Origin of the sequence: Pseudomonas sp. BNK-45 (assembly GCF_047456255.1) — a bacterium.
In the GTDB taxonomy this organism is placed as follows: Bacteria; Pseudomonadota; Gammaproteobacteria; order Pseudomonadales; family Pseudomonadaceae; genus Aquipseudomonas.
The window spans coordinates 1,930,824-1,944,176 of the sequence record NZ_CP179909.1 but is presented as its reverse complement, the minus strand read 5'-3'; the positions used below and the strand labels follow the sequence as shown (position 1 = coordinate 1,944,176).

Below are 13,353 nucleotides of genomic sequence, written 5' to 3'. Positions count from 1 at the left end.
GCGGAGCCTGAACCTGCGGCACGCCACTCAGGTGGACAGCTGACTGGCGAACTGCCCCACCGCGTCCACCACTTTCTGCGCACCGTCCTGGATCTCGACGATCACCGTGCCGGCCTCCGCCGCCAGGGTCAGGCCCTGTTCGGCCTGCTGCCGACCTTCGGCCATCAGCTCCACCGCCGAGCGGGCCATGTCCTGGTTGTGCCGGACCACGCCGACGATCTCGTCGGTGGCGTTGCTGGTACGCGAGGCCAGTTGCCGGACCTCGTCGGCGACCACAGCGAAGCCGCGCCCCTGCTCACCGGCCCGGGCCGCCTCGATCGCCGCGTTGAGGGCCAGCAGGTTGGTCTGCTCGGCAATCCCGCTGATGGTCTTGACGATGCTGCCAATCACCAGGGACTGCTCGTTCAGGGCTTCGATACCGTCACCGGCCTCTTGCATGCACTTGGCCAGGTCACGCATCACGTCCAGGGTCTCGGTGACCACCGCCGAGCCGCGCTGGGCACTGGTATCGGTTTGCCGGGAGATGCTGTAGGCGATGTCGGCGGCCTCGGCCACCGAGCGTTCCTGGTTCACCTGCTCGGTGATCACGGTGGCGAACTTCACCACCTTGTACAGCTGGCCGTTGGCATCCAGCACCGGGTTGTAAGAGGCGTCGAGCCACACCACCCGGCCCTGGCTGTCGATTCGCTTGAAGCGGTCGGCGACATATTCACCGGCGTTCAAGCGCGCCCAGAACGCCTGATACGACGGCCCCTCATACTCCTCGGGATCACAGAACAGACGGTGGTTCTGCCCCTGAACTTCATCGAGGCGGTAACCCATGCACGCCAGAAACCGCGGGTTGGCAGTCAACACCCGGCCTTGCAGGTCGAACTCGATCACCGCGGTGGAGCGCAGCAACGCCGCCATCAGGTTTTCATGCTCGCAGGCGCTTTGCACCGCGGCGCTCTGGTCGGTGCAGATCAGCGAGAAGTGGTCGAGATGCCCGGCCTGGTCGTGGATCGGCTGGACACAGGTATGCAACCAGGCATCGCGGCCGTCGCCACGTTGCAAGCGCAGTTGGCCGATGTAGCCTTCGTTGCGTCCCAGGGCTGCCCTGAGAGAGCGATACAGCTGCACCGCCTGCGCATGGCCCGACACTATCTGCTCCAGGGGTTGCCCGCAGAGCTGTTGGCCATCCAGGCCCAGGGTCCGCGTGAAGTTCTGGTTGACCCGACGGATCACCCCCTCGCTGTCCAGTTCGATGCTGAGCACCTGGGTTTCCAGGCAGGCCTTGAATTGCTGCAGAGCGCTCAGCTCGTCGCTCAGTGAGGCAAGCTGTTGTTTCAGACGTTTATTGAACATGGATACACCGACAGACTAAGAGTGAATACAACGATCCCTCTTGCCATCGGCGCTGGCTGACCTTTCTCCACGCCCTGCCCGCCCTTTCAGAATTTTCCTAAGACTCTCTAGGAAAGCTCCTCAGAATTCCTGCTGCCGAGCCATACCGTCCCGGTGAGCGGGCCCCGTCACCGGGGCCCCAGGCTCAGCTGGACAGTTGATTGGCGAACTGCCCCACCGCGCTCACCACCTTCTGCGCGCCGTCCTGGATCTCGACGATCACCGTGCCGGCCTCCGCCGCCAGGGCCAGGCCCTGCTCGGCCTGCAGCTTGCCTTCGGCCATCAGTTCCACGGCGTCACGGGCCATGTCCTGGTTCTGCCGGACCACGCCAACGATTTCCTCGGTGGCCTTGCTGGTACGCGAAGCCAGTTGCCGGACCTCGTCGGCGACCACGGCGAAACCGCGCCCCTGCTCACCGGCCCGGGCCGCCTCGATCGCCGCGTTGAGGGCCAACAGGTTGGTCTGCTCGGCAATCCCGCTGATGGTCTTGACGATGCTGCCGATCACCAGGGACTGCTCGTTCAGGGCGCCGATGCCCTCGCCGGCGTCCTGCATGTGCTTGGCCAGATCGCGCATCACGTTCACCGCCTCGGTGACCACGGTGGTGCCGCGCTGGGCACTGTTGTCGGTCTGCAACGAGGTGCTGTAGGCAATGTTGGCCGCTTCGGCCACCGCCAGTTCCTGATTCACCTGGTCGGTGATCACGGTGGCGAACTTCACAATCTTGTAGAGCTTGTTGTTGGCGTCCAGCACCGGGTTGTAGGACGCCTCCAGCCAGACTGTCCGGCCATGGGCATCGATGCGCTTGAAACGGTCGGCGATGAATTCCCCGGCATTCAGGCGTTTCCAGAACGCCTGGTAGGCCGCGCTGTTGTACTCCTCGGGCTCACAGAACATGCGGTGATGCTTGCCCTTGATCTGCGCCAGGCTGTAGCCCATGCCGGAGAGAAAGCGCTCATTGGCCGTCAGCACATGACCATTGAGGTCGAACTCGATCAGTGCGGTGGAGCGCATCAGGGCGCCGATCAGGTTCTCGTGTTCCCGGGAAGCCTCGATGGTGCGGGTCAGGTCGCTGGAGAAGATCGCGAAGTACTTGATCCGCCCCTCGGAGTCGTGGACCGGCTGGGAGATCGAGCGCAGCCAGGCCTCCTCGCCGTTGCCCCGCAGCAGGCGCACCGCCCCGGCAAAGTGCTCGCCCCGGGCCAGGGTCGCCTTGAAGCGCTGGTGAAACTCGTCGTGCTTGACGTGGGCCGGAACGATGTCTTCCAGGGAGCGCCCCAGCAGGTCGCCGCTCTTGTAGAGCATTTCCTGGGCGAAGTTGTGGTTGACCGATTGAATCCGTCCATCGGCGCTCAAATTGATCACGAGCATCTCGCTTTCAAGACTTTCCTTCACTTGCTGAAGGCTCGAGAGTTCTTCACGAAGAGCCGCCAGCTCTTGCTTCAAGCGTTTATTGAACATGGGGAGGCACCGGGAGGACATAAAAAATAGGCTGCTGTGGGCCTAACATCGGCCCTGAAAGTCTTTTCTTAATAGCAGCCCGGGCTTGTCCGACAAAAATAATTCAAGCGCGGGCAAAGCCCCTGCCTGCGGGACTTTGAGCGAGGATTTACCGGCGCCCTGGAGCGCGTATAGTCGGCATCGGGAAATCCCAGGCGATCGACGGAGTTGGACTATGGACGCATCACGCAAGGCGCTTTTTCAGCAAGAGGCTGCACGAGTCGGACACAGTTTCGAGGGCGAGATGCGCATTGGCGGCAACTATGTGCCGGCGGTGCGCAATGGCGATGAGGTGTACGTCAGCGGACAGATCCCGCGTATCGACGACCAGGTGATGGTGGTCGGCCGGGTGGGCGCCGAAACCAGCCTGGAGCAGGCCCGCCACGGGGCACAGATCTGTACCCTGCGGGCCCTGGCGGTCCTCAAGCAGATGCTCGGCGACCTGCAACGGATCCGGCGCATCCTGCGGATCAACGTCTACGTGCAGAGCGCGGCGGACTTCACCCAGCAGAGCGAGGTGGCGGACGGCGCCTCGGAGGTGCTCTATTCGATCTTCGCCGACGCCGGGGTGCACACCCGCACATCGGTGGGGGTCTATCAATTGCCGAAAAATGCCTCGGTGGAAGTCGACATGATCGTCGCCCTGCACCCCGAACCCGGCAACGACTGAAGGCCGCGCCAGCCCGCCCATGGATCAGCTGCCGTTGTTGCGGCACTGACCCATGACCTGATACTCGATGGTCTTGAGCTGGCCGGCGGAGTCTTCGTAGGTCATGCGCGAAGGCACCACGTTGCAGGACTTGATCGGTGGGGTGACGCTGACCACCCTGGCGATATCCAGATCCATGCCGTAGCGGTAGTTCTGCACCACCGGCGCCGGCTTGCCCTGACTCGCCGCATAGCGCTCCATGGCCTTCTGGTTCTCCACCATGGCCCGGGCAAAGGTGCGGTCGCCACCGCCTTCGGCCAGGGCCAGGGAAGAGAGGGACAACAGCAGCGCGGCGATACTCAGGTTGACAGCTTTCATGACAGTTTCCTCGTCCAGTTGACAGCGACGAGGATAAGCAACCGACCCTTTCAGGATGATCGCGGGCACATTACTTATCTGTAATGCACCTGCCCGCGCGGCCCCGGTGCGCCATCGAACCCCCGGTTCATCGGGGTTTCAGGGCCGCCACCGACGCCTGTCGACGAGCCTTTCTTGCACAATTGTAATCAGCGGGTCACCGCGCCGTTATCTGCCGTTTGCAACTATCGACGGCGACTTTCAGGGCGTAACCACGCCTGTTGGTCGAGCCCAATAAGAACGCCTCTGGCGATATAAAAGTTGATAGCTGCCAACACTCAGGAGCGACCCCATGCGTATCAATCCCCCCTTGTCCCTGTCCGTGCTCGCCGCGGTACTGGGGCTTTGTCCCGTGGCCGCCGTGGCCGCCGAGGAACGCCCCGAAGGCTTTGTCGAAGGCAGCCGCCTCGACTTGCTGCTGCGCAATTACTACTTCAACCGCGACGATCGCAAAGGCCAGTCCAGCCCCACCGGCAACGGTTATTCCGAAGCCTGGGCCCAGGGCCTGATCGGCCAGTTCGAATCCGGTTTCACCCAGGGCACGGTCGGCTTCGGTATCGACGCCTTCGCCATGTATGGCCTCAAGCTCGACTCCGGCAGCGGGCGCAGCGGCGGCCGTGGCTCCTTCGGCATGCTGCCGGTGAACCACGACAACGAGCCCGCCGACGGCTACGGCAAGGCCGGCGGTGCGGTGAAACTGCGGGCCCTGGACACCGTGCTGAAAGTCGGCGACGTGTTCCCCAAGACCCCGGTGGTGCACTACGGCGACTCGCGCCTGCTGCCGGAAAGCTTTCGCGGGGTGACCCTGGAAAACACCAGCCTCGACGGTCTCAACCTGCAAGGCGGGCGCCTGCACGCCATGAGCCAGCCCGACAGCAGCGGCATGCGCGACGGCTTCGCCACCTTCTACGCCGGCAAGGTCGACTCGCCCTGGGTCGGCTACTTCGGTGGCGACTACAAGCTCAACCCCAACCTCAGTTTCAGCCTCTACAGCAGCCGCCTGAAAGACGCCTGGGATCAGTACTACTTCGGCACGGCGGTGAACTACCCGGTGTCCGACGACCTGACCCTGTTCAGCGGCTTCAACTATTACAAGGCCGTGGACGAGGGCAAGAAACTGCTGGGCGAGTTCGACAACAACATCTGGAGCGCCAAGGTCGGCGCCACCTACGGCGCCCACACCCTGGCCCTGTCGCACCAGCGCAACAACGGCAATGACGACTTTGACTACCTGCGCCAGTCGGACTCGATCTTTCTCGATAACTCGATCCAGTACAGCGACTTCAACTCGCCCAAGGAACGCTCGTGGATGGTCCGCTACGACCTCGACATGCAGACCTTCGGCATTCCCGGGCTGTCCTTCATGACCCGCTACGCCCGAGGCCGCGACGCCGACTACAGCCACGCCAACGCGGTGTACATGCGCCGCGACGCGGCGGGTGATCCGCTGACCGATCAACGTCGCTGGGAACGGGACATCGAAGCCAAGTACGTGTTCCAGGACGGCACGCTCAAGGACCTGTCCCTGCGCATCCGCCAGGCGACCATCCGCTCCAGCCAGTTCGAATCCGACCTGGAGGAATTCCGGCTGATCGTCGAGTACCCGCTGGCCCTGCTCTAAAGCGTCTGGCCGGGCAGGTTGCGGCCTGCCCGGTGTTAAAACTTCTTCACAGACTCGCGCCTTTCAGAACTGTAATATCGGCCTCACCTTCTCGTTAGGTTGGCCTCCCTATACTCCCGGACACACTCAAATCCGCCGGACTTTCCCCGGCTCGAGAGCTTGTCAGGAGTCCATCCATGCGCCCAACCCAATTGTTGTTGATCGGCCTTCTGGCCAGCACCAGCTTCACCGCCCTGGCGGCCGACGGCGGCGAACGCCCGCAACAGGTTCGTGAAGGTTTCCTGGCCAGCCAGGAACAGATTCACGGCGATGCCAACCAGGAAACCGCCAGCACCGACGGCACCGGCAAAGCCCCCGGTGATGCGTCATCGTCCAACGCGGCCGCACAAGACATCTGAGCGCCGTTGCCCACAGAGCACATTCATCTCTTGAAGCGTTTTTTCTGATGCTCCTTTGGAAAGAGATGAATTTTTAGCGTCCCGCATGGGGCGCTTTTTTTTGCCCAGGAATTGCCGCAGGACTGGCACCTGTAGCCGCTGCCGCAGGCGGCGAACGACCGCGAAGCAGGCGCTGCTTGTGAGGATCGCTGAAGGTCCTGCGGACCTTGCCTGACAATCTCCCGCCAAACCCACAGCAGCCTCAAGAGCCCCGCGCCCTTCGACGGAGTACCGCCCAGCCCGTTCGTAGCCTGCGGCAGCGGCTACACAACCCCCCGATCGCCACCGCCCCTGTAGCCGCTGCTGAGCCACAGCGAAGCTGCGCAAAGGTCCGCAGGACCTTGCCTGACAATCTCCCGCCAAACCCACAGCAGCCTCAAGAGCCCCGCGCCCGCCCAGTCCGTTCGCAGCCTGCGGCAGCGGCTACCAGAAGCAGCGCGCGATCAGTCCTCTTCCCTGCGGTGCGCCCATTGGTACAGCGCCGGCAAGACCAGCAAGGTGAGGATGGTGGACGACAGGATGCCGCCAATCACCACGGTGGCCAGGGGTCGCTGCACTTCGGCGCCGGTGCCGGTGGCCAGGGCCATGGGGATGAACCCCAGGGACGCCACCAGCGCGGTCATCAGCACCGGGCGCAGGCGGGTCAGCGCGCCTTCATGAATCGCCACGGACAACGAACGGCCTTCCTCCCGCAGGTTGCGGATAAAGGCGATCATCACCAGGCCGTTGAGCACCGCGACGCCGGACAGGGCGATGAACCCGACTCCCGCCGAGATCGACAGCGGAATGTCCCGCAGCCACAGGGCCATGATCCCGCCGGTCAGGGCAAAGGGAATGCCGGTGAACACCAGCAGGCCATCCTTGAGGTTGTTGAACATCATGAACAACAGGCCGAACACCAGCAGCAGCGCCACCGGCACCACCACTTGCAGGCGCAGGGAAGCCTCCTGCAACTGCTCGAACTGGCCGCCCCAGGTGGTCCAGTATCCCGCGGGCACCTTGACCTTGCCGGCAATCAAGGCCGTGGCTTCCTCGACGAATGAACCGATGTCGCGGCCGCGCACGTTGGCGCTGACGATCACCAGGCGCTTGCCGTTCTCGCGGCTGACCTGATTGGGCCCCAGGACCAGATCGAGGCTGGCCACTTCCGACAGGGCAATGAACCCGATCTGCCCGTTGCCCGTGCCCGCGCTCGCCGGTATCGGGATCAGCAGCCGCGACAGGCCATCGATGTCGGTACGCAGTTGATCGGACAGACGCACCACCATGTCGAAACGCCGGTCGCCTTCGTACAGGGTGCCGGCCTGACGCCCGCCCACCGCCACCGCGATGGTGTCTTGCACATCGCCCACGTTCAGGCCGAAACGCGCGGCCTTGTCGCGGTCGATATTGATGGTCAGCACCGGCAACCCCGAGGTCTGTTCAACCTTGACTTCCGAGGCGCCGGACAAGCCTTGCAACGCCGCGGCGATGTCATTGGCGGTCTTGTTCAGCACGTTCATGTCGTCGCCGAACACCTTGACCGCAACATCGCTGCGCACCCCGGAAATCAGCTCGTTGAAGCGCAACTGGATCGGCTGCGACAGCTCGTAGGCACTGCCCGGCACCCGAGCGCTGGCGCGCTGGATATCGGCGATCAGGGCCTCGCGGGACTTGCCCGGATCGGGCCACTGGGCCTTGGGCTTGAGCATCACGTAGCTGTCGGAAATATTCGGCGGCATCGGGTCCGAGGCGATCTCAGCGGTGCCGGTGCGGGCAAACACCCGCTCGATCTCCGGCACTTGCGCCAGCAGGGTCTTCTCCAGGCGCTGCTGCATGTCAACCGATTGCGTGAGGCTGGTGCCGGGCACCCGCAGGGCCTGCTGGGCGAAGTCGCCTTCGCTGAGGCTGGGGATGAATTCGCTGCCCATGCGACTGGCCAGCACAGCGCTGCCCAGCAGGATCGCCGCAGCCAGGGCGAAGGTCGCCGCACGATGGCCCATGACCCAGTCCAGCACCGGCGCGTAGCCCCGCTTGGCGCTGCGCACCAGCAGGTTTTCCTCTTCCTTGACCTTGCCGGTGACGAACAGCGCGATGGCCGCCGGGACGAAGGTCACCGAGAGAATCATCGCCCCCAGCAACGCCATGACCACGGTGAAGGCCATGGGATGGAACATCTTCCCGGCCACCCCGGTCAGGGCAAAGATCGGCAGGTACACCACCATGATGATCAGTTGGCCGAAGATCAGCGCCCGCCGCGCTTCCTTGGCTGCGGCAAAGACTTCGTGCAGGCGCTCGGAGCGGGTCAGCATGCGCCCGTGGTGCTGCTGGGCATGGGCCAGGCGGCGGATGGCGTTCTCCACGATCACCACCGCGCCGTCGACGATGATGCCGAAGTCCAGGGCGCCGAGGCTCATCAGGTTGGCGCTGACCTTGTTGCTGAACATGCCGGTGAAGGTGAACAGCATCGACAGTGGAATCACCAGGGCGGTGATCAACGCCGCGCGAATATTGCCCAGGAACAGGAACAGAATCACGATCACCAGCAACGCGCCTTCGAAGAGATTCTTCTTCACCGTGGCGATGGCTTTTTCCACCAGGTTGGTGCGGTCGTAGACCGTGACCGCCACCACCCCTGCGGGCAGCGAACGGTTGATCTCTTCGAGCTTTTTCGCCACCGCCTGGGACACGCTGCGGCTGTTCTCGCCGATCAGCATGAACACCGTGCCCAGCACCACTTCGCGGCCGTTTTCGGTGGCGGCACCGGTGCGCAGTTCGCGGCCGATCTGCACGTCGGCGACGTTGCGCACGCGGATCGGCGTGCCGTCGCTGCTGCTGATGACGATGTTGGCGATGTCCTCGATGGACGCCAGTTGTCCCGGCGCGCGAATCAGCAACTGCTCGCCGCTGCGCTCGATGTAGCCGGCGCCGACGTTGGCGTTGTTGCGCTCCAGGGCCGTCACCAGATCATTCAGGGTCAGCCGGTAAGCCGCCAGGCGCTTGGGATCGGGGGCGATCTGGTACTCCTTGGCGAAGCCGCCGATGGTGTTGATCTCGGCCACGCCCTGCACGTTGCGCAACTGCGGCTTGATGATCCAGTCCTGGATCACCCGCAGGTCGGTGGGGGTGTAGGGCGTGCCGTCCTCCTTGCGCGCGCCGTCTTCGGCTTCCACGGTCCACAGGAAGATTTCCCCGAGGCCGGTGGAGATCGGCCCCATCACCGCCTCCACGCCTTGAGGCAATTGCTCGCGAGCCACCTGCAGCCGCTCGTTGACCAGTTGCCGGGCGAAGAACAGATCGGTGCCGTCCTTGAAGATCACCGTGACCTGGGACAGGCCCGAACGCGACAGCGAACGGGTCTGCTGCAAGCCCGGCAGGCCGGCCATGGCGGTTTCGATGGGAAAGGTGATGCGCTGTTCGGTTTCCAGGGGCGAAAAACCCGGCGCCGCCGAGTTGATCTGCACCTGGACGTTGGTGATGTCGGGCACCGCGTCGATCGGCAGTTTCTGGTAGCTGGCGATGCCGACGCCGGCCATCAGCAGCACCGCCAGAAGAACGATGATGCGTTGCTCGATGGCAAATTGAATGATGCGTTCAAACATGGGAAAGCACTCTCTGCTGTGACCGATCAATGGCCGTGGTCGGCCGCGCCTTTGCCCAGTTCGGACTTGAGGGTGAAACTGCCGCGGGTGGCCACCCGGGCTCCGGCCGCCAGCCCTTCGCGGACCTCGACGAAACCGTCATCGGCGGCGCCGGTGACCACCGGCGTGGCCTGGAAGCCCTCGGCCACCCGGACAAACACCGACGGCCGGTCTTCCACGGTCTGGATCGCGCTCAGCGGCACGCTGACCGGCGCCTCGAAGGCTTCGGTGGCCACCTGCACCGCGACGAACAGCCCCGGACGCCAGGCGTCATTCGGGTTGGCCAGGGTCACCCGCACCGTGGCAGTCCGGGTCTGCTCCCCCAGCAGGCTGCCGACGTAGGCCACCTGACCCTGGACCTGGGTCCCCAGTTCGCTGGAGCTGACACTCACCGGCTGGCCGACCCGGACCTTGCCCAGATCCTTGGGGAACACACCGAAGGTGGCCCAGACCCGGGACAGGTCCGAGAGGGTGAAGGCCGCACTGTTCTCGCTCACCACCTCGCCGACGCTGAGGTGCTTTTCCACCACCACGCCATCAAAGGGCGCGCGCATTTCATAGCGGTTGCCCCCCGCCAGCTGGGCGCTGCCACTCAGGGCATTCATCTTCTGTCGGGCGTTGTTGAGGGCGATTTGCGCTTCTTGCAGGTTCTGCCGGGCCAGCAGGTAATCCTGTTCGGCTGAGATCTGGTCGATCCACAACTGTCGCTCGCGCTCGAAGGTGGTACGGGCCAGTTCGACCCGCCGCCCGGCGGCCGCCAGCTCGCTGCGCTGGTCGGACACCTGCTGGCTGGCGATCACCGCCAGCAGCTCGCCGCGCTTGACCGACTGCCCCAGATTGACCTGCACCGACTCCACGACCCCGGCGGCCCGGGGCACGATGTGGGAGGTGCGATCCTCGTCGAAACGGATTTCCCCCGGCAGGCTCAGCACCCGCTTGAGCTGCCGCGGACCGGCTTCGGCCAGCTCGATCCCGGCGGCCTGGATCTGCTCGGCGCTGAGTTCCAGGTGACCTTCGGGCTCCTCGGCGCCGTGTCCGGCCGGCTCGGCCGCATCCGCACGCTTGGCGTCGGCAGGCGCCGCGGGGGAGGACAGGCCCGGCAACAGCAGGGCCGCCGCTCCCAGCCCCACCACCGCGGTAATGGCCATTATCAGGCTGCGTTTCTTATCCATGGGTACTCCTGAGAATCGAGGTTCGGCAGCGCACGAAGCGCCTTACGAGGTAGGCGAAAAGAAAAAGTCGTCGAGGGCCCGGTGCCATTCATGGACACACCAGTGCCGGGGCGGCTCCTCAGGTGGCGTCCCGGGCACGCTGCTGCAATCGCTGACCAGCAGGGCAAGCAGGTAGACCAGGCCCCGCAGCCCGGCTCTCACCAGCGGCTGAGATCGCCGTAGATGCGTTCGATCCGCACCCGGGCATCGGTGGTTTGCGCCACGGCGGCGAGGTACTGGCTGCGGGCGCCGATCAATGTGCGCTGGGCGTCCAGCACTTCGAGGAAACTGAACTTGCCCATTTCGAAGCCCCGGGTGGCGCTGTCCACCGCGCGCTGGGCGGCGGGCAGGATGGTCTGGTTGAAGGCCTGCACTTCGCCCCTGGCGGTGTTCCATTGCTCCAGAGCCTGGCGGGTTTCACTGCGCAGGCGCAGTTCCGTGGCGTTGCGCAGGTCCCGGGCCTGATCGGCGCGGCGCGCGGCGGAGAGCAGGTTGCCCTGGTTGCGGTTGAACAGCGGCAACGGCATGGACAGGCCCACCAGGTTGACCCGCTCACGGGCGCCGGCGTCGTACTGGCTGCCGATGCTGACGTCCAGATCGGGAATGCGCTGGGCCCTCTCCAGCCCCAGGGACGCTTCGCGCTGAACGATTTCCTGCTCCGCCAGGCGCAACTCCGCAGTCTCCGGCAAGCGGCTCAACAACTGCGCCGAGGCCGGCAGCGTGCTCGGCGCCCGTTCAGGCTCCTGCACCGCCGAGAAGTCCGTGGCGGCGCTGCCGGTGATACTGGCCAACTGCTGATAGGCAGTGTCCTGCTCCATCTGCCCACGGCTGAGCTCCAGACGAACCTCGGCCAGTTGCACCTGGGCCCGGGTGGCTTCCACCGGCGAGGCCTTGCCGGCATTGACCCGCCCCTGGGCCACGCTCACCCCGCGTTCGGCCAGGGCCAGCGAGCGCCCGGCCAGTTGCGTGCGCTCCTGGGCCCGCAGCGCGGCGTAGTAAGCCTGCAGAACATCGGCCCGCAGCTGATTGCCGCGCCGCTCCAGCTCCAGGGCGGCCAGCTCCTGGCCACGACTGGCCACCTCCACCCGGGCGCCACGCTTGCCCCCCAGCTCCAGCGCCTGGCTGAGCTTGACCGAGGTGGTGCGCGAGTCCCGGCGGGTGTCCTCGGCGTCCACCGAGAGCACCGGGTTGGGCAGCAGCCCGGCCTGCTGCCGGGCGCCCTGGGCGATGTCGATCTCCCAGCGCGCGGCGGCCAGTTCGGGGTTGTTGGCAAAGGCCTTGGCCAGGGCGCTGTCCAGGCTCAGGACGGCAGCCTGGGCAACGCTCAGCGGCGCGGCCGCCAGGACCAGCCACAGCATCCAGCGGCAGGTCGGCGCAGCCCGGGCGGGTGTTCTCGGGAAAGTTGGCATAACAGGTTCCGGCCCCTGGTGAGGCAAAGTTTCTGCGAAGCGGCGCGGAACATATCGCGGGATATACAAAGAGCCCCCCGGTCGATATGAAACTGCAACACTGCGCCCATTGGCAGAAAGAGTTTCAAGTTCAACTCAGGGTAACTTTCACCGGTTATCAGCAGGGTGGCGCAAAGATTACAAATCCGTTAGCCAAGGCTCTGGCTCAAGGTTCTGTATTAATATCCGGGCACTGAAAGCGAGTGCACTGCCCGTTTTAAAACATTCGCCAATCAACTTTCAGATCCTTCCAGGCGCAGCGGAACGAGCACACTCGCTACCCATCTTCAGCGCCGTTTCCAGCAACTTTCCTTACTGCCTGTTATTCACCGAGAACCTCACCCGCATGCGAATCCTGGTTATCGAAGACGAACTCAAAACTGCCGAGTACCTGCATCAGGGGCTGACCGAAAGCGGCTATGTGGTCGATTGCGCCAATACCGGCGCGGATGGCCTGCACCTGACCCGTCAGCACGCCTACGACCTGGTGATTCTCGACGTCAACCTGCCGCAGATCGACGGCTGGGGAGTGCTGTCCCAGATCCGCCAGAACAGCAACACCCGGGTCATGATGCTGACCGCCCAGGGCCGGCTGGCGGACAAGATCCGCGGCCTGGACCTGGGCGCCGATGATTACCTGGTCAAGCCGTTCGAGTTTCCCGAGTTGCTGGCCCGGGTCCGCACCCTGATGCGCCGCAGCGAACAGAAACCGGTGCCGGATGTGTTGCGCGTCGCCGACCTGGAGCTGGATCAGAGCCGCCACCGGGCCTTTCGCGGCAAACAGCGCATCGACCTGACCACCAAGGAGTTCGCCCTGCTGCACCTGCTGATGCGCCAGAGCGGAGTGGTGCTGTCGCGAACCCAGATCATCTCCTTTGTCTGGGACATGAACTTCGACTGCGACACCAATGTGGTGGAAGTTTCGATCCGCCGCCTGCGGGCGAAGATCGACGACCCGTTCGAACGCAAGCTGATCCACACCTTGCGCGGCGTGGGTTACGTCCTCGAAGAACGCGACTGAGGCGCGAGGCCGGATTCGCCGGTGCGCCGGCTCCTGCGCATGCAC

At 64.5% G+C, this 13,353-nt stretch carries 8 protein-coding genes and 4 pseudogenes; 4 read left to right on the top strand and 8 right to left on the bottom strand.

Annotation, left to right across the window (positions count from 1 at the left end; all coding sequences use genetic code 11):
* Window positions 1–27 precede the first annotated feature (27 nt).
* From ACMGG8_RS08985 to ACMGG8_RS08970, 4 pseudogenes are all read right to left on the bottom strand, one after another.
* Window positions 28–462: pseudogene (locus ACMGG8_RS08985) on the bottom strand (methyl-accepting chemotaxis protein); the annotation flags it as partial.
* Window positions 463–618: 156 nt separating this feature from the next.
* Window positions 619–1,344, bottom strand: a pseudogene (locus ACMGG8_RS08980) (PAS domain-containing protein); the annotation flags it as partial.
* Between the two features lie 184 nt (window positions 1,345–1,528).
* Window positions 1,529–1,960: pseudogene (locus ACMGG8_RS08975) on the bottom strand (methyl-accepting chemotaxis protein); the annotation flags it as partial.
* A 114-nt stretch (window positions 1,961–2,074) separates the two neighbouring features.
* Window positions 2,075–2,845: pseudogene (locus ACMGG8_RS08970) on the bottom strand (PAS domain-containing protein); the annotation flags it as partial.
* A gap of 214 nt (window positions 2,846–3,059) precedes the next feature.
* On the opposite strand from ACMGG8_RS08970, the gene ACMGG8_RS08965 reads away from it, so the two are divergent.
* On the top strand, window positions 3,060–3,554 hold the full coding sequence (locus tag ACMGG8_RS08965) for a RidA family protein (protein WP_060841084.1): 495 nt from the start codon (window positions 3,060–3,062) through the stop codon (window positions 3,552–3,554).
* Between the two features lie 24 nt (window positions 3,555–3,578).
* Here the strand turns inward: ACMGG8_RS08965 and ACMGG8_RS08960 are convergent, their stop codons facing one another.
* Window positions 3,579–3,911 (bottom strand): DUF2790 domain-containing protein, encoded by a 333-nt coding sequence (locus ACMGG8_RS08960; protein WP_060841085.1) that lies wholly within the window; start codon window positions 3,909–3,911, stop codon window positions 3,579–3,581.
* A gap of 331 nt (window positions 3,912–4,242) precedes the next feature.
* Here ACMGG8_RS08960 and ACMGG8_RS08955 point away from each other — a divergent pair, with 331 nt between their 5' ends.
* Complete coding sequence (locus ACMGG8_RS08955; protein ID WP_060844637.1) at window positions 4,243–5,571, top strand: OprD family porin; 1,329 nt, start codon at window positions 4,243–4,245, stop codon at window positions 5,569–5,571.
* Window positions 5,572–5,747: 176 nt separating this feature from the next.
* Window positions 5,748–5,969, top strand: coding sequence for a hypothetical protein (locus ACMGG8_RS08950; protein WP_060841087.1), 222 nt, complete (start codon window positions 5,748–5,750; stop codon window positions 5,967–5,969).
* Between the two features lie 482 nt (window positions 5,970–6,451).
* Here ACMGG8_RS08950 and ACMGG8_RS08945 read toward each other — a convergent pair whose 3' ends face one another.
* From ACMGG8_RS08945 to ACMGG8_RS08935, 3 genes are all read right to left on the bottom strand, one after another.
* The gene (locus ACMGG8_RS08945) at window positions 6,452–9,589 is read right to left on the bottom strand and encodes a CusA/CzcA family heavy metal efflux RND transporter (RefSeq protein WP_414159471.1); all 3,138 of its coding nucleotides are present in this window, start codon (window positions 9,587–9,589) and stop codon (window positions 6,452–6,454) included.
* Between the two features lie 26 nt (window positions 9,590–9,615).
* Window positions 9,616–10,800, bottom strand: a complete 1,185-nt coding sequence (locus ACMGG8_RS08940) for an efflux RND transporter periplasmic adaptor subunit (protein ID WP_414159470.1) — start codon at window positions 10,798–10,800, stop codon at window positions 9,616–9,618.
* Between the two features lie 197 nt (window positions 10,801–10,997).
* Window positions 10,998–12,248, bottom strand: a complete 1,251-nt coding sequence (locus ACMGG8_RS08935; protein WP_060841090.1) for a TolC family protein — start codon at window positions 12,246–12,248, stop codon at window positions 10,998–11,000.
* Between the two features lie 385 nt (window positions 12,249–12,633).
* On the opposite strand from ACMGG8_RS08935, the gene ACMGG8_RS08930 reads away from it, so the two are divergent.
* Window positions 12,634–13,308, top strand: coding sequence for a heavy metal response regulator transcription factor (locus tag ACMGG8_RS08930; protein WP_060841091.1), 675 nt, complete (start codon window positions 12,634–12,636; stop codon window positions 13,306–13,308).
* The last annotated feature ends 45 nt before the right edge of the window (window positions 13,309–13,353 follow it).

Excerpts from the sequence above, each read along its gene's own strand:
- ACMGG8_RS08965 (WP_060841084.1), top strand. The coding sequence starts at position 3,060 with ATGGACGCATCACGCAAGGCGCTTTTTCAGCAAGAGGCTGCACGAGTC.
- ACMGG8_RS08960 (WP_060841085.1), bottom strand. The coding sequence starts at position 3,911 with ATGAAAGCTGTCAACCTGAGTATCGCCGCGCTGCTGTTGTCCCTCTCT.
- ACMGG8_RS08955 (WP_060844637.1), top strand. The coding sequence starts at position 4,243 with ATGCGTATCAATCCCCCCTTGTCCCTGTCCGTGCTCGCCGCGGTACTG.
- ACMGG8_RS08950 (WP_060841087.1), top strand. The coding sequence starts at position 5,748 with ATGCGCCCAACCCAATTGTTGTTGATCGGCCTTCTGGCCAGCACCAGC.
- ACMGG8_RS08945 (WP_414159471.1), bottom strand. The coding sequence starts at position 9,589 with ATGTTTGAACGCATCATTCAATTTGCCATCGAGCAACGCATCATCGTT.
- ACMGG8_RS08940 (WP_414159470.1), bottom strand. The coding sequence starts at position 10,800 with ATGGATAAGAAACGCAGCCTGATAATGGCCATTACCGCGGTGGTGGGG.
- ACMGG8_RS08935 (WP_060841090.1), bottom strand. The coding sequence starts at position 12,248 with ATGCCAACTTTCCCGAGAACACCCGCCCGGGCTGCGCCGACCTGCCGC.
- ACMGG8_RS08930 (WP_060841091.1), top strand. The coding sequence starts at position 12,634 with ATGCGAATCCTGGTTATCGAAGACGAACTCAAAACTGCCGAGTACCTG.